The organism is Maribacter sp. MS6, assembly GCF_056839185.1.
This window is the reverse complement of the sequence record NZ_CM166389.1, coordinates 3,504,844-3,522,576: the sequence shown is the minus strand read 5'-3', so window position 1 is coordinate 3,522,576 and position 17,733 is coordinate 3,504,844. Positions and strand designations below refer to the sequence as shown.

Annotated in this window: 19 protein-coding genes and 1 pseudogene; 11 read left to right on the top strand and 9 right to left on the bottom strand. The window is 37.9% G+C overall.

Annotated features, from left to right (window positions below; all coding sequences use genetic code 11):
• Positions 1 to 199: 199 nt before the first annotated feature.
• The 9 genes and pseudogenes from MS6x_RS15460 to MS6x_RS15420 all read right to left on the bottom strand — a co-directional run bounded on the left by MS6x_RS15460 (position 200) and on the right by MS6x_RS15420 (position 8,620).
• Positions 200 to 1,090, bottom strand: coding sequence for a tyrosine-type recombinase/integrase (locus tag MS6x_RS15460; protein WP_482603357.1), 891 nt, complete (start codon positions 1,088 to 1,090; stop codon positions 200 to 202).
• A 91-nt stretch (positions 1,091 to 1,181) separates the two neighbouring features.
• Positions 1,182 to 1,376: a 30S ribosomal protein S21 gene (gene rpsU, locus MS6x_RS15455; RefSeq protein ID WP_379934676.1), complete on the bottom strand. Its 195-nt coding sequence runs from the start codon at positions 1,374 to 1,376 to the stop codon at positions 1,182 to 1,184.
• Positions 1,377 to 1,478: 102 nt separating this feature from the next.
• On the bottom strand, positions 1,479 to 2,648 hold the full coding sequence (locus MS6x_RS15450; protein WP_482603356.1) for an acyl-CoA dehydrogenase family protein: 1,170 nt from the start codon (positions 2,646 to 2,648) through the stop codon (positions 1,479 to 1,481).
• Between the two features lie 4 nt (positions 2,649 to 2,652).
• Positions 2,653 to 3,537 (bottom strand): ComEA family DNA-binding protein, encoded by an 885-nt coding sequence (locus MS6x_RS15445; protein ID WP_482603355.1) that lies wholly within the window; start codon positions 3,535 to 3,537, stop codon positions 2,653 to 2,655.
• Positions 3,538 to 3,555: 18 nt separating this feature from the next.
• Positions 3,556 to 5,634 carry an amino acid carrier protein gene (locus MS6x_RS15440; protein WP_482603354.1) on the bottom strand — a complete coding sequence of 693 codons (2,079 nt, stop codon included), beginning with the start codon at positions 5,632 to 5,634 and terminating at the stop codon, positions 3,556 to 3,558.
• Between the two features lie 90 nt (positions 5,635 to 5,724).
• A pseudogene (locus MS6x_RS15435) lies at positions 5,725 to 6,731 on the bottom strand (potassium channel family protein).
• Positions 6,732 to 6,733: 2 nt separating this feature from the next.
• Positions 6,734 to 6,961 (bottom strand): PspC domain-containing protein, encoded by a 228-nt coding sequence (locus MS6x_RS15430; RefSeq protein ID WP_482603353.1) that lies wholly within the window; start codon positions 6,959 to 6,961, stop codon positions 6,734 to 6,736.
• Positions 6,962 to 6,970: 9 nt separating this feature from the next.
• Entirely contained in the window at positions 6,971 to 8,251 is a 1,281-nt protein-coding gene (locus MS6x_RS15425) for a DUF2851 family protein (RefSeq protein WP_482603352.1), read from the bottom strand.
• 57 nt (positions 8,252 to 8,308) lie between these two features.
• Positions 8,309 to 8,620, bottom strand: coding sequence for a rhodanese-like domain-containing protein (locus MS6x_RS15420; RefSeq protein WP_482603351.1), 312 nt, complete (start codon positions 8,618 to 8,620; stop codon positions 8,309 to 8,311).
• Positions 8,621 to 8,972: 352 nt separating this feature from the next.
• Between MS6x_RS15420 and MS6x_RS15415 the strand changes: the two genes are divergently transcribed.
• The 11 genes from MS6x_RS15415 to MS6x_RS15365 all read left to right on the top strand — a co-directional run bounded on the left by MS6x_RS15415 (position 8,973) and on the right by MS6x_RS15365 (position 17,707).
• The gene (locus MS6x_RS15415) at positions 8,973 to 9,419 is read left to right on the top strand and encodes a MarR family winged helix-turn-helix transcriptional regulator (RefSeq protein ID WP_482603350.1); all 447 of its coding nucleotides are present in this window, start codon (positions 8,973 to 8,975) and stop codon (positions 9,417 to 9,419) included.
• 7 nt (positions 9,420 to 9,426) lie between these two features.
• Positions 9,427 to 10,059 (top strand): NAD(P)H-dependent oxidoreductase, encoded by a 633-nt coding sequence (locus tag MS6x_RS15410; protein WP_482603349.1) that lies wholly within the window; start codon positions 9,427 to 9,429, stop codon positions 10,057 to 10,059.
• A gap of 31 nt (positions 10,060 to 10,090) precedes the next feature.
• Positions 10,091 to 10,672, top strand: coding sequence for a YceI family protein (locus MS6x_RS15405; RefSeq protein WP_482603348.1), 582 nt, complete (start codon positions 10,091 to 10,093; stop codon positions 10,670 to 10,672).
• A 252-nt stretch (positions 10,673 to 10,924) separates the two neighbouring features.
• Positions 10,925 to 12,322, top strand: coding sequence for an anthranilate synthase component I family protein (locus MS6x_RS15400; RefSeq protein WP_482603347.1), 1,398 nt, complete (start codon positions 10,925 to 10,927; stop codon positions 12,320 to 12,322).
• The gene (locus tag MS6x_RS15395) at positions 12,323 to 12,889 is read left to right on the top strand and encodes an anthranilate synthase component II (protein ID WP_482603346.1); all 567 of its coding nucleotides are present in this window, start codon (positions 12,323 to 12,325) and stop codon (positions 12,887 to 12,889) included.
• Positions 12,890 to 12,904: 15 nt separating this feature from the next.
• A complete protein-coding gene (trpD, locus tag MS6x_RS15390; RefSeq protein WP_482603345.1) occupies positions 12,905 to 13,897 on the top strand; it encodes an anthranilate phosphoribosyltransferase in 993 nt (330 codons plus the stop codon).
• A 37-nt stretch (positions 13,898 to 13,934) separates the two neighbouring features.
• Positions 13,935 to 14,717, top strand: a complete 783-nt coding sequence (trpC, locus tag MS6x_RS15385) for an indole-3-glycerol phosphate synthase TrpC (RefSeq protein WP_482603344.1) — start codon at positions 13,935 to 13,937, stop codon at positions 14,715 to 14,717.
• Positions 14,714 to 15,424, top strand: a complete 711-nt coding sequence (locus tag MS6x_RS15380) for a phosphoribosylanthranilate isomerase (protein ID WP_482603343.1) — start codon at positions 14,714 to 14,716, stop codon at positions 15,422 to 15,424. The genes trpC and MS6x_RS15380 overlap by 4 nt, the downstream gene beginning before the upstream one ends.
• Positions 15,425 to 15,507: 83 nt before the next feature.
• Positions 15,508 to 16,722, top strand: a complete 1,215-nt coding sequence (gene trpB, locus MS6x_RS15375) for a tryptophan synthase subunit beta (RefSeq protein WP_482603342.1) — start codon at positions 15,508 to 15,510, stop codon at positions 16,720 to 16,722.
• Positions 16,722 to 17,489, top strand: coding sequence for a tryptophan synthase subunit alpha (gene trpA / locus MS6x_RS15370; protein WP_482603341.1), 768 nt, complete (start codon positions 16,722 to 16,724; stop codon positions 17,487 to 17,489). The genes trpB and trpA overlap by 1 nt, the downstream gene beginning before the upstream one ends.
• Positions 17,489 to 17,707, top strand: a complete 219-nt coding sequence (locus MS6x_RS15365; RefSeq protein WP_482603340.1) for a hypothetical protein — start codon at positions 17,489 to 17,491, stop codon at positions 17,705 to 17,707. Before trpA ends, MS6x_RS15365 begins: the two co-directional genes overlap by 1 nt.
• Positions 17,708 to 17,733 lie beyond the last annotated feature (26 nt).

Sequence of the window (17,733 nt, the reverse complement as noted above, 5' to 3'; positions counted from 1 at the left end):
ATTTCAACTATTTCAGTAAGGGACAACTTGTACTGATAACCTTTAAGTATAAATAAAAAACACCTTATTATAAAACGTTTCTAGCTTATTTCCATTTCGATGTAAAAAACATTCATATATTAAATCAATAGATTAGATATTTGATAATTAATGACTTCGTTTAAAACGCCTAATTCAAAAGATGTATCCTTACACAATGCTACTTTTTTGCCCTAGGGTGTGCCAAAGCATGTACTTTTTTTAGCTCAGCAATACTATTATGGGTATATACCTGTGTAGACGCCAAACTAGAATGACCTAGCAGTTCCTTAACAGAATTTAAATCCGCTCCTTTATTTAAGAGGTGTGTGGCAAAGGTATGCCTTAAAATATGTGGGCTTTTTTTTAACTTACTGGATACTTCATTAAAATACTTGTTTATCGTTCTGTAAACGAGCGTCTCATATATTTTATTACCGCTTTTGGAAACGAAGACATATACACTTTTTTCAATGCTATCGATCTTATCCCGCTCCCTATAATAATCTAAAAAATAATCCTCTAAACTTATAAGCATGGGAATAATTCGTTCTTTGTTTCTTTTTCCCAAGACCTTTATATTTTTTGTCTCTAAATCTACATCGCTCAACTTCAAATTGATAAGCTCTGCCCTACGTATTCCAGTAGCATAAAGTAGTTGAATCATGAGTTGATCACGCTTACCTTGAAAATCATTGGTATAACCAAACGAAGAAAGTACAGCATCCATTTCTATTTCAGAAAATGGAATCTCTACTTTTTTTGAGATTTTCAATGCCTTGTGCTTGCTTAAAGGGCTTGCAACTATTTCTCCTATTTTCTGAAGAAAACGATAATACGACTTAAGCGAAGCTATTTTCCTATTTATAGATCTATTTGAAAGCCCATTTTCGGATAGGGAGACGACCCAACTCCTGATTACAACATATTGTACTTGATTTAGGCCTGAGATATCAAAATGAGTAATACAAAATGTCAAAAACTCGGCAAGGTCTTTTTCATAAGCAATAATAGTATGCCTAGAATAGTTCTTTTCCAATTCTAGATACGCTATAAACTCCTTTACCATCATAGGCCAAAGTTACCAAACCGTAGTTGAATTTATAATTTTTGACAAAAAAAATCCCGCAATTTGCGGGATTTAAATATTCTATCAGAAGGTTTTAAATTTCTTCTGCATCTCGTAATCCTTGGATATACTGTGCTTTTTGCAATTGTGCTCTACGCACTACTGAAGGCTTATTAAACTGCTGACGTTTTCTCAACTGTCTCATTGTACCTGTTTTATCGAACTTTCGCTTGAAGCGCTTTAAAGCTCTGTCTATGTTTTCTCCTTCTTTTATTGGTATTATTAACATGGGCTACAACCTCCTTTCTTTAGTGATTAAGAGCGCAAATATAGAACTATTTTTATGATTCAAAAGATTATTTAAGCAATTATTCTATTGAACGCATAAAAACTACTCTTTTGGCACTTTGTATTCCTTTTTATCTATTACAATCTTCGCTATAATTTCGCGTAAAATTTCAGAAGTACCGCCACCTATAGGACCAAGTCTGCTATCACGGAACATTCTTGCCATAGGATAGTCTTCCATATACCCATAGCCGCCTAAAAACTGTAAACAAGAATAGATAACTTCGTCTGCCATTTTAGTAGACTTCAACTTAGAAATAGTTGCTTCTTTAACCACATACTCGCCTTTATCCATTCTGTCCACTACGTAATAATTGTACTGTCTGCACATTTCCATATCCGCATAGAGGTCTACAAAACGATGTCGTAAAGCCTGGTATTGATTTATTGTTTTTCCGAACGTTTCCCTCTCGGACATGTATTTGCGCGCATATTCCAAAGCAGATTCTGCTCTAGCGTGTGCGTTAACACCCATGATCAATCGCTCCAAGGCAAAAGCTTCCATTATATAGGTGAACCCCATTCCTTCTACACCCATTAGGTTCTTTGCGGGAACAACAACATTATCAAAAGCCAGCTCTGCGGTATCGGACGCTTTCCAACCCAATTTATTCAACTTGTTGGCAGACACTCCTTCACTCTTTAAATCAACGATAAGAATACTAATTCCTTTATTGCCCAATTCCGGTGAAGTCTTAGCCGCTAAAATTACATAGTCGGCATATACCCCGTTCGTAATAAATGTCTTTGAACCATTTACAACATAATTGTCACCGTCCTTGATCGCGGTAGTTCGCATACCGGCAACGTCACTGCCGCCAAAAGGTTCCGAAACTCCTAAACAACCAATTAAATCCCCACTAACCGAAGGCTTTAGGTATTTATCTTTTTGATAGGCATTTCCATTCTTGTTCAAATGCGTCATAGCAAGATAAACATGCGCCCAAATAGCAGCTGCAAATCCTCCAGAGTTAATTTTTTGTAGTTCTTCTAACAGTACAATAGTATAGAACAAATCCAGTCCCATACCACCATCCTGTTCTGGAGTGGCCAATCCTAGAAAACCCATTTCACCGAATTTTCGCCAAACCGTAGCATCAATTGCTCCCGATTCCTCCCATTGGTCTATATTAGGAACAATCTCCTTTTGTAAAAAATCCTTTAAACTTTGCCTAAATAATTGATGTTCTTCAGTGAAGTACATTCCGTTCATAGCATTATTTTTTTAGGTACAAATATAAGGCAATTCTGTTAATTCGGTCGGCGGGAAAAGCTTCTATTTCCAACAATTCGTCAAAAGAACTGATACCGCCGTTATGATCTCTAAAAGCTACTATATCGTACGCAAGGCTTTTTTTAATATAGACCAATTGTGCCAATTCTTCGGCAGTTGCTGTATTAATATCCAGCTTTTCTACATCGGGAATCTTCATCACACGAAATCGCTTCAAGACCCGTTCTACCACTTCCGGTTTTAAACCATACACATCTGAAAGCTGCTCATCTACAAGAAAACCACCTAGCCTATTCCTAAACTTAATTATGCGCGCTGCAAGCTTATCTCCAATACCATAGATATCCTTGAGTTGTTCTTCTGATGCCGTATTTAGATCGATGAGGGCAATCTCTACCTTTTTCTGATTAGTTTTAGGCCCATCATATCGTTCGAAAGAGGACGTTGACCTAGCGGATACCCACTCCGGAAACTTAAAATAAGGAGATATGTTATTCAAAAGCGAATCCGATACTTGGGTTACCCTTTGAAATTCTGCGACTGTATTTACAAATTTTCCTTTATTTCTATACTGGTGTAACCTATCGATTTCATCCAAGGAAAGTCCAAGCGCATACCCTTTATAATCGGTAATAAAATTAGGGTTAAAAGGATACATAGAAACCGAATCGGCAGACACGGCTTTTTGCTTCAAGAGATTGATTTCTTGCTGGGTATCTTGATCTAGAACCATTTTGGCAGATGACGCGCCACCACCATCCATAAAAAAGAAATAAACAATTTGTACCAGAACGAGCAACAAAAGCAAAAAGAAAACCCCACTTCGTTCTTGTTTAGTGAACTTGAAGTGGGATTTTACCTGTTTCATCCGTATTAAAAATATACTCTATTTCGTTTCTATTTGTCTTTTAAAAAGCTGATTCGATTTTAATTTTGCCCAGTACTCTCCCAAATCGGTTTTCACCTCACCAGATAGAATATAAAGTCCGATAATATTAGGGAACGACATGGCGAGAATCATCATATCAGAGAAATCGAGAACAGCACCAAGGCTTACCGAAGCTCCTACAACTACAAAAATTAGGAAGAACATTTTGTAAATCATTTCAGACTTTTTACTCTTTCCAAATAAATAGGTCCACGAGCGCATTCCGTAATAGGACCAAGAAATCATGGTAGAAAAAGCAAATAAAAATACCGCCAAAGCCAATACATAAGGAAACCAAGATATCTGGCTTCCAAAAGCGTCCGATGTCAACTGGGCACCTGCCAAACCTTCAACTTCATGCATACCAGTAAAAATAAGTACCAAGGCCGTTAATGTACATACCACTACGGTGTCTATAAATGGCTCGAGCAAGGCAACGAAACCCTCCGATGGCGGATGGTTTGTCTTTGCCGTACTGTGCGCAATCGCAGCGGAACCGACCCCTGCTTCATTGGAAAACGCCGCCCTTTGAAATCCTATAACCAGCACTCCAATAACACCTCCTTTTAACGCGGAAGGACTAAATGCACCATCCCAAATTGCAGAAAATGCAGGGCCAATATTTTGAATGTTCATGATAATTACGGCTAAGGCCGCCAAAATATAAATGGAAGCCATAACTGGCACCACACGTCCCGTAACCTTAGCGATACTATTAATACCTCCAATGATAACGACACCTACTAGAATTGCGGTAACGATGCCGAACCAAAAGCCATTTCCAACAAGCGCTGGAAACTGACCCGCAAGTTGTTCAAAAGACTGGTTGGCCTGAAACATGTTTCCGCCGCCAAATGATGCGCCAACACCAAGCACTGCGAACAAGCCCGCCAACACCTTACCAAAACCTTTCATATTTCTTTTCTCAAGTCCATATCTGAGATAGTTCATTGGACCTCCGAATACTCTTCCATCAGGCAGTATATCTCGGTATTTGACACCCAAGGTACACTCCACAAATTTTGAGGACATACCCAACAATCCGCAAACAATCATCCAAAACGTTGCTCCTGCTCCACCTAGCGATACCGCAACCGCCACCCCGGCAATATTACCAAGGCCAACAGTTCCGGAAACTGCGGTTGCCAGTGCTTGAAAATGAGTAACTTGGCCAGGCGCATCGGGATCATCATATTTACCTCGCGCGAGATCCAATGAATGTTTAAATCCACGGATGTTTATAAAGCCCATTCGAATGGTAAAGAATAACGCTCCTAGCACCAACCACATTACAATAAATGGAATTGGTTTGGTAATCGGGTCTCCATTGGGATGTGACATTACCATGGGCTCATCATATTTGACCTCTGCCAAAAAATGTGCCCCTTGTTCAATTACATGTTCTTGGTTTTCCGAATTATAAATTACCTTTCCCTCTGCTGTCAAGTGTTTCAATGTACCTGTCGCATTAGAAATAATCGTCTCGTCTTCGCCACTGGTCTTGGAAATAACCGCAACCGCTTCTCCTTTTTTCACTTTTTCACCATCCGCTTTAAGCCATGTCTTAAGCGTGTACTTTTCGTTTACATCCGGAGACCAACCTGGAATGGCTATTCTTTTTAAATCCGCATAAGCTATAGGATCGTATACACCCACTGCCGCGAACGGATCCCAAAAGAGTACAGAACCCAAAGCGCTTACCGCTGGAGTCATAACACCATTAAAAACCTCTGTTATTGCTTCAGATTTTACCGTAAATGCTTTTGTTACCGACCCGCCATTGGCGTCGGTAACAACAACATTATATGAAACTCCTTCAACCAGACCACTGGCTTTGTTGGACTTTAATGGTGTACTCTGATTACTCCACTTGTATGTGTACGGAGGAGTACCGCCGGTTACATCAAGCGTTATCACCCCATCATTAATGGTAGTTGAAGCGTTTAGTGTTTTCCCTTTTACCTCAAGCTCTTGTGCCGATGTTGACAAAAAAATAAAAAAGGAAAAAAAATAAAGTAATCTTTTTATGTGGACCATGTATCTATTTTAATTTTAGTTGGTTTTTTCATCACTACGTGGCAATATCCTAAAAAATATGTGGGGAATCAAATATATACTAAAAGATTCTTAAGCTATATGAAACATTTCATTCAGTTTTTTAATTTGTTCCGGACGCCCTAGTACAATCACTTTACTCTTTAACTGTAATTTTAAATCTGCCTCTGGATTTATTATGTACTCGCCATCGGGACTTATATAACCTATAATCGTACATCCTGTCTTTCTGCGTAAATCCAGATCTCGTAATGAATTGCACTCCATCTGATCTGCAAAGTCCTCAATGGCTACCTCTTCCAAATTGGTTGTATGTTCGCCCTCTACAGAAAGTTTGTCCATAAACGTAATTAAATCTGGCATTACTACCAATGATGCCATATGGTCGCCTCCGATTTTATCCGGCATAATTACCTTGTTTGCGCCGGCCAGAAGTAATTTTTTCTGGGAATTTACCAAGGAAGCCCTGCTAATAATGAAAAGATTCGTATTCAATTGTCTTGCAGACAAAACAACGAATAAATTTGTGGAATCGTCAGGAAGGGCGGTAATAAGAAACTGAGCCCGATCTACACCGGCGCTTAACAACACGTCATCATCATTGGCATCTCCTTCAACAAAAAAGAAATTTGTACTATCCTTATCTATGATATCCTTGTCTCGCTCTATAATTACAAATGGCTTGTTATATGCCCTGAGCCGCTCCGCGGCCTGCATCCCATTTCTACCAAAACCACAAAGTACAACGTGGTTGGATAAACTATCTATGGCTTTTTTCACTCTCTTTTTTTTAATATTTGTAACGAATTTCTACTTAATAAATACTCGGTTACCACCGAAATAGCAAAACCACCAATAAATACACTGGTAACAATTAGCAATACGGTAAACATTTTACCTTCGGCACCCATTGGCCTCACTTCTGAGAAACCCACCGTAGTTACCGTAATAATGGTCATGTAAAGCGCATCAATCCAGGAATAATCAGATATATAACGGTACCCAAACACACCAATCGAAAGTACGACCACAATTAAGGCCAACGCCAAATAAATCTTGGACCTAAAAAATTTAATCATTGCTATAAATCAAAAACGGAGGTTCTTTTTGTATGCACCAAATCTTTAATTTTTAACCAAAAGGCTAGAAATAGATAGAGTGCAAATCCAAAGCCCAACGTTACAAAAGTTAAATAAATGAAGGAAGTACGTACAACTCTGGCACGAATACCCATTCGTTCTGCAATTCTACGACAAACCTCAAAACCCCGCTTTTGCAAATAGTGCAACAAGACGTAAAAACTGTTCATGCGCTAAAATTAAGACTCTAAAGTTAATAATTCCATACCAACGGCACATTGTAGACACTTGTTTTTTGTACAATAATTAGTGTAGAGCTCTAATAAAGCCTGACTATCCTTTGCATTGTTCATCTTTACGCCTAGCTCTTGGTACTTATTAAGTATGCTATTCTTCTCGGAAGCCATGTCGGTTATCGGCTTTGCAAAAGTTTCATCCAACTCAATACCTTGATGTTTTAGATAACAGAATCTTAAGGGTAAAATGGTGTTGATGACCAATAAATCGATAAACTTTTTAGTCGTTTTTTTTATACTCTTTTCAGACGATGTAGTAAACGTAAAGTGCGTTTCCCAAAAAGGACTGGTTTTTACCATAAACAAGTCATAAAGGTCTGTTTCCTTTTTTTGTATCGCCTTGTTGAACAAAGCATATTCCGAAGTGTATAACTGTGCGAATTGAGACAGCCTTATCGTTGGGAAATTGGTTGGTCGCAACTTAAAAAATTGCGGTTTGGACAATATCCTTGAATCCAATTCATATTTATGACATAAATAATCGTAAGCATGACGAAGTTCTGTTCTATAGCTGTTCGACTGATCATCATCTTCCAATAGCCCTGACAAACCAAAAAGTAACGCTTCTAATTCCAATGGTTTATTTTGTAATTTTCTGATTATGGAGAAGTCTATTGATAGCCCCAGCTCATAAAAGAACTCGCCATTTATCTTAGACCCGAAGCTTTTGAGCAACATTACGAACAATACCTTTTCCCAATCGTTATTGGAGTTTTCCAAAAGGTTAAAAACTACATTGGATTTTCTTTCCAATCGCTCAATATACAAGCGTTCTTTCCAATTATCAAACTTAAAACTAGTGATGGAAGTTATATCTTTTCCGCAATTTACAAATGGGTTAGCTCGCTCCTGAAATAGTTTTTTATAGTTTGACAATACGTTATCGCTTATGTAATTTTTAAGTTCCAAAGTAGGGATTTCGGAACCATCCGACCTAAAAACGGCAACGTCATGTTCCCACACCACATGGAGTATAACGGTATCGTAATTAGAATCTGTTTCGTGGCCATGGGCATACCAATCAGACGATTTAGTATGGATTTCTACATTCCCTGCCCACAACTGCATATCTATTGTAAGTTTGGCATTAAAAAAATCGGGGCCAGTTAAATGATTATGTGTTCCAGAGGACGCTACCGAAATTCCATCACCTTTGGTTGTCCTAATCAAGGTAATCGGATATTTTTTGTACTTCCATATGTAATGTAAAAGGTCTTCCTTCATGCTATAAAAATAAAAAACCCGCTCAATAGCGGGCTATTTATTTAATAAAATTAAAAATTACTCGGCAACTTCACCTTCCCAGTTCATAAAACCTCCGGCCAAATTAAAAGCATTTTCAAAACCGATACTATTCATTATCGCACAAGCTTGGCCACTTCGGTTTCCAGACCTACAGTACACATAGTAGTTTTTTGTCTTGTCCAGTTTCTCAAGTTCATCAATAAAACCCTGACCTTGATAAATATCTATATTCTTTGCTTTAGGAATACGACCCTCTTCCAGTTCTTCTTCGGTACGTACATCAAGGATAAACGCATTGTCATCTTGGTTTAATTTTTCTACCCATTCTTCTTGTGATAAATCTGCCATAGTACTATAATATTAATATTTGAAGTCAAAAATAAGTGATTCTGGAAAACTATGCCTACTACAATGTATCATATATAAGAACTACCTTGAAGGTACTTTTGATGTTACCCCATGGTTATCTAAAAAGAATGGAGCAACCAATAGACCTAAAGCGGAATCGTTTGCGCATTTAACTTTCCCAGTGCAAGCAACACGTCAAACAACAGTTGAATCCAACATCATATTAGTAAGCTGACCAACTGAAAATAAAAAAATACTTAAATCCTATTTTTTTTAACAAAAAATTAATCAAAAAATAAGTTTAGTATCATGGAAACAATACTACATTTGTATAGACAATAATTGTTTCTACATGAATGTTGAAGAAGCCATAAAAACAAATTTTAAAATCCCTTTAAAAAAAAGGACGATTATTCATTTGTCCTTGGTCTACAATAAGGTGAATGAACAGGTGGCATTAACACTGAAACCATTTGAACTTTCTGTGCAACAGTTTAACGTGCTTCGAATTTTGAGGGGACAACAAGGGAAACCGGCAAATCTATCGACCATTAACGAAAGAATGGTAACTAAAATGAGTAATACGACGAGGTTGGTAGACAAGCTCATAACTAAAGATTATGTTCATCGAACGATATGTAAGCACAACAGAAGAAAAGTAGAAATAAATATTACAAACAAAGGTTTAGAATTTCTTAATGAAATAGATGGCATGCTATTTGCCAAGGAAGAAGAGATTCTCCGAGATTTTACCAACCAAGAATTGGAGCAATTGAATACATTATTAGATAAATTTTAAAGCAAGAATGACTACAATTTTAGAAAACAGAAATTGGCGCTACGCAACCAAAAAATTTGATAGTACTAAAAAAATATCCAAAGAAGAATTAGAGTTATTATTAGAGGCAACACGTCTAAGCGCCTCTTCCTATGGTCTACAACCTTATCATGTCTTTGTTATTACAGATGCAGCGATTAGGGAACAGTTAAAGCCAGTATCTTGGGGACAATCGCAGGTTACAGATGCATCTCACCTCATTGTATTTGCGCATCAAACAGATTTTGGTGAGGAGTTGGTAGACGATTATATTAATAATATTGCCGAGACCAGAAATATTCCTGGCGAAAGCTTAAAAGGCTATAGTGATTTTGCAAAATCAAAATTGATAGACCTTCCACAAAAAACAAAGGAAGAATGGACCGCAAAGCAAGTATACATAGCACTCGGCAATCTAATGCAGGCAGCGGCGGAGTTAAAAATTGACACCTGTCCTATGGAAGGTTTTAACGCCGACGCTTATGATAACATTTTAGGACTTCGGGGCAAAAACTTAACAGTATCAGTAGTACTGCCTTTAGGATACCGATCGGCAGATGATACCACACAGCACTTACCTAAAGTACGCAAATCAAAACAAGAATTATTTACCCATATATAACTTAGAATTTTACACAATTAAAACAAGAACCATGAAAAAAACAGTATCAAGTATCTTTTTAGCGTTAGTATTCAGCTTTTCTGCAACAGCAAATACCACTATTGATAATGAAAAAAAAGAAGTAAACGTTAGCGAAAGTAAGGTGACCTGGAAAGGTTATAAAGTTACAGGTTCACACGATGGAACCATTGACCTAAAATCAGGTTTCTTACTGATGGATGGCAACAAATTGACTGGAGGAGAATTTGTTATAGACATGACAAGTATTACCAACACGGATATGACATCCGGAAACGGTAAGGAGAAGTTGGAAGGCCATCTTAAGTCAGATGATTTTTTTGGAGTAGAAAATCATCCTACCGCCAAGTTGGTCATCAATTCATCGGAGACATTTAACAAAAATTCCTATACCGTAAAAGGAGATTTAACCATAAAAGGAATTACAAAACCTGTTACCCTAGTAATATCTATGTTTGAAAATAAGGCGACTGCAACGATGAAAGTAGATCGCTCAAAGTTTGATGTACGTTATGGATCCGGTAGCTTTTTTGACGACTTAGGAGATAAAACCATTTATGACGAGTTTGACTTAGTGGTAGATTTGGCTCTTTAACAGGAATAAATACTACCCTTGTCAAATTAAGGTGTTTAGAAATCCCTTTGAAAATAATTCAAAGGGATTTTTATTTTTTAAGCATATAAAATTTGTGGCTTTAAATTTCCTTTCTATCTTTGACGTAATGAAAATAATGAACAACATTTGGTGGTGGAACAGCTTACGACAAACATCGTGAACTAGTCCCTATTGAAAAATATATAAAGGCTTGTCATCACGACAGGCCTTTTTTAATTTATAGCTTTTACTATGTCATTTAAACTACAGACGCACTTCAAAAAAATACTTGCAGATACGATTACACCTGTTAGTGTTTATTTAAAAATTAGGGATAAATTCCCAAATAGCATTCTTTTAGAAAGTAGTGATTATCATGCAAACGATAATAGTTTTTCCTATATCTGCTGCAACCCTATTGCTTCAATAAAGGTTGAAAATGAAATCATTACCAAAGAGTTCCCTGATGGCACAAAACTTGAAACCCCTATTACCGACAAAGCATCCGTAACTCAAGAAATTGATGCTTTTAGCCAATTATTCACCGTAGAGGACCAGGATTTCAAATTCATCACAAACGGACTCTTTGGTTTCATGGCTTATGATGCTGTGCGTTATTTCGAGGCTGTTGAAATTTCCAAAAAAGATAACTCGGTTACGATACCAGATATATATTATGCAGTTTATCAAAATATCATAGCCATCAATCACTTTAAAAATGAGGCCTATCTTTTTGCCCATTGCTATGAAACTGAAAACAACATACCAGAACTGGAACAAGTTTTGAAAGTGCGTAATTTTGCCTCGTATAATTTCTCTAAAGAAGGAGAAGTAAGTACTAATTTGGAGGACAATGCGTTTAAGGAGCAAGTTGCCCTTGCTAAAAAACACTGTCAACGTGGAGATGTATTTCAGTTGGTACTCTCTAGACGATTTTCACAAGGGTTTAAAGGGGATGAATTTAATGTATATCGGGCATTACGCTCCATTAATCCTTCTCCATATCTCTTCTTTTTTGATTATGGCGATTTTAAAATCTTTGGCAGTTCCCCAGAGGCACAAATCATTGTTAAAGACGGTAAAGCAGAAATACACCCCATTGCAGGAACGTACAAACGCACGGGTAACGATGAGCAAGATGCGGAGCTAGCAAAACAATTAGCTCAGGACGATAAAGAAAACAGCGAGCATGTAATGTTGGTTGATTTAGCAAGAAACGACCTCAGTAGAAACGGAAATCTGGTAGATGTAGAAACCTACCGTGAAGTTCAATATTTCTCTCATGTTATTCACTTAGTGTCCAAAGTAACCGGAATGAAAAAACCGGATATATCTACGCTGAAGATTGTAGCAGATACCTTTCCCGCAGGAACTTTAAGTGGTGCTCCAAAACACAGGGCTATGCAGTTAATTGAGGAATATGAAAAAACGAGTCGAGGATATTATGGCGGTGCCATAGGATTTATGGATTTTAAGGGCAATTTTAATCATGCCATAATGATCAGAACCTTTTTGAGTAAAAATCATGAATTGCATTTTCAAGCTGGTGCCGGCTTAGTGGCTGCCTCTAAAGCAGACGATGAACTGCAGGAAACCTATAATAAACTTGGTGCTTTAAATAAAGCACTAGAAATCGCTGAAACAATCTAAATGGGACAGAGGATACTAATGATCGACAATTATGATAGTTTCACTTACAATTTGGTACACTATCTAGAAGATTTGGATTGCGAAGTGACTGTAAAACGTAATGACCAGTTAAGTTTAGAAGAAGTAGCTGCTTTTGAACATATAGTGCTATCTCCTGGCCCAGGAATTCCTGATGAGGCGGGTTTACTCAAGTCAATTATTAGAACATATGCCGGTAGCAAACGAATTTTTGGAGTATGCTTAGGGCAACAGGCCATTGGTGAGGTATTTGGCGGTAGTTTAGTGAACCTTGACCAAGTCTACCACGGGATAGCAACAAAGATTGATATTGTAAAAGAGGATTATATCTTCAAAGGGTTACCAACTACTATTGAAGTGGGAAGGTATCATTCATGGGTAGTTCATACAGATTTACCAGCTTGTTTGGAAGCTACTTCATTCGATAAAAATGGTCAAATTATGTCGTTACGGCATAGGGATTTTGATATACGAGCGGTACAGTTTCATCCAGAGTCAGTATTGACCCCAGATGGGAAACAGCTCTTGAAGAATTGGGTAAAAAGATAGTAGAATCAAGATAAAATGAAAGAAACATTAAATAGATTAATCAATCACGAAATCCTGGAAAAAGAGGATGCCAAAAAGATATTGGTCAACATCGCCAAGGGTGATTACAACACCAGTCAGATTGCGGCATTTTTGACGGTTTACATGATGCGTAGTGTTACCATAGAAGAATTAGAGGGTTTTAGGGATGCTTTGTTAGAATTATGCCTAGCTACAGATTTATCCGCCTATAATCCTATAGATTTATGTGGTACAGGTGGTGATGGAAAAGACACTTTTAATATTTCTACGTTAGCATCTTTTGTCACAGCAGGAGCTGGCGTAAAAGTCACTAAACATGGAAATTATGGTGTTTCATCCAAATGCGGAAGTAGTAATGTGATGGAATTCTTGGGTATTAAATTCAGTAATGAAGCCGATTTTTTAACTCGATGTATAGAGGAGGCTGGAATTTGCGTATTACACGCGCCTTTGTTCCACCCTGCCATGAAAAACGTAGCACCCATTCGTAAAGAATTAGCTGTAAAAACCTTTTTTAACATGTTAGGGCCCATGGTAAATCCTGCTTTTCCAAAGAACCAAATGGTAGGCGTTTTTAATTTGGAACTAGCTCGGATGTATGGCTACCTCTATCAAAATACAGATAAAAACTTTACAGTCTTACATGCATTGGATGGCTATGATGAAATTAGCCTAACGGGCGATACCAAAACAATTTCAAATGGCTCAGAAGGTATTATCAAACCTTCAGATTTTGGATTATCGGCTATAAAAGCTAACGAAATTGCAGGAGGTGACAACGTACCAAATTCTGCTCAAATTTTTATAAATGTGCTAAACGGAAAAGGAACAGAAGCGCAGAATAACGTAGTATGTGCAAATGCAGGTGTTGCCATATCAACAGTTGAGAATACAACACCAAAAGAAGGTTTTGATAAGGCAAAAGAATCGCTGTTAAGTGGAAAAGGATTAGTTGCATTAAAAAAGTTACAGGAATTAAGCCTGTAGCATCACCTGTCATAAATTTGGGATTCAATTTGAAAATATGAATATATTAGATAAAATTATTGCTGATAAATACAAAGAAATTGAATTAAAAAAGAGCTTAATTCCGTCTTCTCAGTTAGAATCATCCGTGCTTTTTAATCGAAATGGATTGTCTTTAGCAACAGCATTGAGGAATAGTAAAACCGGAATTATTGCAGAACACAAACGTCGTTCACCATCAAAAGAAACCATCAATCAAAATACCAATGTTGGTCAGGTTGCCAGAGGTTATGAAAATGCGGGCGTATGTGGAATGAGTGTCCTCACCGATATTAAGTATTTTGGAGGCTCATTAGAAGATTTATTGCTGGCGAGAGCCTCGGTAACAATGCCATTGCTCAGAAAAGAATTTATTATTGACGAATATCAAATCTTAGAGGCTAAAGCCTATGGTGCTGATGTTGTTTTGTTGATTGCCGCAGTATTGACCCGTTCCGAAATTAAAAGCCTTTCCGAATTTGCCAAAAGGTTAGGTTTGGATGTGCTATTGGAAGTGCATAACGAAAAAGAACTGCACAAATCGATCATGCCCAGTTTAGATATGCTGGGCGTTAACAACCGTGATCTAAAAACATTTACAGTGAGTTTGGAGACGAGCAAAACCCTATCAAAACTAATTCCAGATGAATTCGTTAAAGTTTCCGAAAGTGGCATAAGCACTGTTGAAGCGATAAACGATTTAAAAACATACGGGTACCAAGGTTTTTTAATTGGTGAGAGCTTTATGAAGGCCGCTAATCCAGGGAAAAGTGCAGCTTATTTTATTGATTTACTAAAATGAAAAAAACAACCGACAACAAGCTAGATTTAAAACCCTCTCCTTTGGGTAAGGCTGGGGTAGGGCTTAAAGTTTGCGGTATGAAATATAATCCCGGGGAGGTTGCAGCCTTGCAACCCGATTACCTAGGTTTTATATTCTGGGAACCTTCTTCCCGGTTTTTCAATAAGGAAATGCCCCAATTACCAAAAGCGATTAAAAAAATTGGGGTCTTTGTCGATGCTGAAATTATCGAAGTTTTCGCAACGATTGAAAAATACGATTTAGACGGGGTACAATTGCACGGAAAGGAAAGTGTAGAATATTGTCAAAAACTAAGATCCCATAGGTTTTCAAAACCTATGAAATCTGTTGATATTATTAAGGTGTTCTCTATAAAAGACACTTTTGATTTTTCGGTATTGGCGGAGTACGAAGAGGTCTGTGATTATTTTTTATTCGATACCAAAGGAAAACTTCCCGGAGGAAACGGGTACACTTTTGATTGGAGCGTTTTAGAAAACTACCCATCTACCAAGCCTTACTTTTTAAGCGGTGGCATTGGATTGGAAAACAAAGAACAAATTTCCGCTTTTTTAGAAAGACCAGAGTCAAAATACTGTCATGCTATTGATGTAAATAGTAGTTTTGAATCTGAACCGGGGATGAAAAAAATTGATGAATTAAAGGAGTTTATTTTAGTGCTAAGTAAATTGAAAAAAGAAAATTGAAATAATAATTGAGCAGATACCAGCGATCCAATGTGTGCTAAGGGGCTAAGGGATTACTTCGCTTTGCTCGCAAAAGAAAAAAAATGGAAAAAGAAATGACAAAAAGCTACGTAGGAGGTTACCATGCCGATGAAAAGGGATATTATGGAGAGTTTGGGGGAGCATTTATTCCAGAAATGTTGTATCCAAACGTAGAGGAATTACGTTCCAAATATATAGCGCTTATGAACGAGGAATCTTTTCAAGAAGAATTCCACCAACTATTAAAAGACTATGTAGGCAGACCTTCTCCTTTGTATTTTGCTAAACGACTTTCGGAAAAGCAAGGTTGTAAAGTGTATCTGAAACGCGAGGACCTGAACCATACTGGAGCACATAAAATCAACAATACCATAGGTCAGATTTTAATGGCCAAAAAACTAGGTAAAACTAGAATTATTGCAGAGACCGGTGCTGGCCAACATGGAGTTGCCACAGCTACCGTCTGTGCCCTTATGGGAATGGAATGCATTGTATATATGGGCGAAATTGATATTGCCCGCCAAGCACCCAATGTAGCACGTATGAAGATGCTAGGTGCAGCAGTGAGACCGGCACTTTCAGGAAGTCGTACGTTAAAAGACGCTACTAACGAGGCCATTCGCGATTGGATCAATAACCCAGTAGACACGCATTACATTATTGGCTCTGCCATTGGACCACACCCCTACCCGGATATGGTAACCCGATTTCAGTCGGTTATATCTGAAGAGATCAAATGGCAGTTAAAAGAAAAGGAAGGGCGTGAAAACCCTGACTATGTCGTAGCGTGTATTGGCGGAGGCAGTAACGCTGCCGGAACCTATTATCACTTCCTAGACGAGCCTGAAGTTGGTATCATTGCCGTTGAAGCTGCTGGTAAAGGTATAAATTCGGGTGAAAGTGCAGCTACCTCGGCATTAGGCAAAGTGGGTATCATCCATGGCTGTAAGACCATGTTAATGCAAACTTTAGATGGACAAATAACAGAGCCCTATTCTATTTCCGCAGGATTGGATTATCCAGGCGTTGGACCAATGCATTCTCATTTACATAAATCAGGAAGGGCGGAATTCTATTCGGCAACAGACGATGAGGCGATGACCGCAGGGTTAGAACTTTCACAACTAGAGGGTATCATTCCGGCGATAGAAACAGGACATGCGTTTGCGATTTTTTCCCATAAAAAATTCAAACCGGATGATATCGTTGTAATTAGCCTATCTGGGCGCGGAGATAAAGATTTGAACACCTATATTGACTACTTTAAGTTAACATAATGACCAATAGGATCAACACCAAACTACAGGAAGATAAAAAACTACTCTCCATATATTTCACGGCGGGTTATCCTGCTCTGAACAATACCGTACAAATTATTCAGGATTTGGAAAAAAACGGTGTAGATATGATAGAAATAGGCTTGCCTTTTAGCGACCCGCTTGCAGACGGACCCACGATACAGGAAAGTTCTACCGCGGCGCTGCGAAACGGAATGACCACAGAAACCCTGTTCACTCAATTGAAGGACATTAGGAAAACCGTTTCAATTCCCTTGATCGCCATGGGTTATTTTAACCCTATGTTACAATATGGCGTTGAAGCTTTTTGTAAAAAATGTCAGGAAATAGGTGTTGATGGTATCATCATGCCAGATTTGCCTTTGGATGTGTATCAAGACGAATATGAGGAAACCTTCAAAAAACACGGACTCATCAATATCTTTTTGATAACACCACAAACCAGCGACGCGCGTATTAGACAGATTGATGCCGCTTCCAACGCATTTATCTATATGGTGAGTTCTGCGAGTGTAACAGGTTCCAAATCTGGCTTTGGGGACGAACAGGAAGCATATTTCGAACGGATTGCTAACATGAATTTAAAAAATCCTCAAATCGTAGGTTTTGGAATTAAAGATGAAGAAACTTTTGAGACAGCGACCAAAAATGCAAAAGGCGCCATCATAGGTTCTGCTTTTATTAAATATCTTACGCAACACGGAGTGGATGAAATAGCATCTTTTATAAAGCGTATAAAACCATAATGACCGACTTTCTAAACAATTGGAAACTAATTATCCTTTTATGTCTAACCCTGGGCATGGCCCCTTTTTTTCCAGAACCGCATTTGTGGGGCAAACTAAAATGGGTGGCAGGCGGTGCAGTTGGTATGGGAGCTATGGATTGGTTTGATCTAGTGTTTCATGGGTTTCCCTTTTTGCTATTAACCAGAAAAATAATCCTATCCGTTTTTAAAAAATAGATTGGGACATGGGGTTCTATCTTTTA

Bases quoted from the DNA above. Each gene is read 5' to 3' on its own strand.
- MS6x_RS15440 (WP_482603354.1), bottom strand. From the start codon at position 5,634: ATGGTCCACATAAAAAGATTACTTTATTTTTTTTCCTTTTTTATTTTT.
- MS6x_RS15365 (WP_482603340.1), top strand. From the start codon at position 17,489: ATGACCGACTTTCTAAACAATTGGAAACTAATTATCCTTTTATGTCTA.
- MS6x_RS15420 (WP_482603351.1), bottom strand. From the start codon at position 8,620: ATGGCAGATTTATCACAAGAAGAATGGGTAGAAAAATTAAACCAAGAT.
- MS6x_RS15450 (WP_482603356.1), bottom strand. From the start codon at position 2,648: ATGAACGGAATGTACTTCACTGAAGAACATCAATTATTTAGGCAAAGT.
- MS6x_RS15425 (WP_482603352.1), bottom strand. From the start codon at position 8,251: ATGAAGGAAGACCTTTTACATTACATATGGAAGTACAAAAAATATCCG.
- MS6x_RS15430 (WP_482603353.1), bottom strand. From the start codon at position 6,961: ATGAACAGTTTTTACGTCTTGTTGCACTATTTGCAAAAGCGGGGTTTT.
- MS6x_RS15405 (WP_482603348.1), top strand. From the start codon at position 10,091: ATGAAAAAAACAGTATCAAGTATCTTTTTAGCGTTAGTATTCAGCTTT.
- trpD (WP_482603345.1), top strand. From the start codon at position 12,905: ATGAAAGAAACATTAAATAGATTAATCAATCACGAAATCCTGGAAAAA.
- trpA (WP_482603341.1), top strand. From the start codon at position 16,722: ATGACCAATAGGATCAACACCAAACTACAGGAAGATAAAAAACTACTC.
- trpB (WP_482603342.1), top strand. From the start codon at position 15,508: ATGGAAAAAGAAATGACAAAAAGCTACGTAGGAGGTTACCATGCCGAT.
- trpC (WP_482603344.1), top strand. From the start codon at position 13,935: ATGAATATATTAGATAAAATTATTGCTGATAAATACAAAGAAATTGAA.
- MS6x_RS15395 (WP_482603346.1), top strand. From the start codon at position 12,323: ATGGGACAGAGGATACTAATGATCGACAATTATGATAGTTTCACTTAC.
- MS6x_RS15445 (WP_482603355.1), bottom strand. From the start codon at position 3,537: ATGAAACAGGTAAAATCCCACTTCAAGTTCACTAAACAAGAACGAAGT.
- MS6x_RS15400 (WP_482603347.1), top strand. From the start codon at position 10,925: ATGTCATTTAAACTACAGACGCACTTCAAAAAAATACTTGCAGATACG.
- MS6x_RS15460 (WP_482603357.1), bottom strand. From the start codon at position 1,090: ATGATGGTAAAGGAGTTTATAGCGTATCTAGAATTGGAAAAGAACTAT.
- MS6x_RS15380 (WP_482603343.1), top strand. From the start codon at position 14,714: ATGAAAAAAACAACCGACAACAAGCTAGATTTAAAACCCTCTCCTTTG.
- rpsU (WP_379934676.1), bottom strand. From the start codon at position 1,376: ATGTTAATAATACCAATAAAAGAAGGAGAAAACATAGACAGAGCTTTA.
- MS6x_RS15410 (WP_482603349.1), top strand. From the start codon at position 9,427: ATGACTACAATTTTAGAAAACAGAAATTGGCGCTACGCAACCAAAAAA.
- MS6x_RS15415 (WP_482603350.1), top strand. From the start codon at position 8,973: ATGAATGTTGAAGAAGCCATAAAAACAAATTTTAAAATCCCTTTAAAA.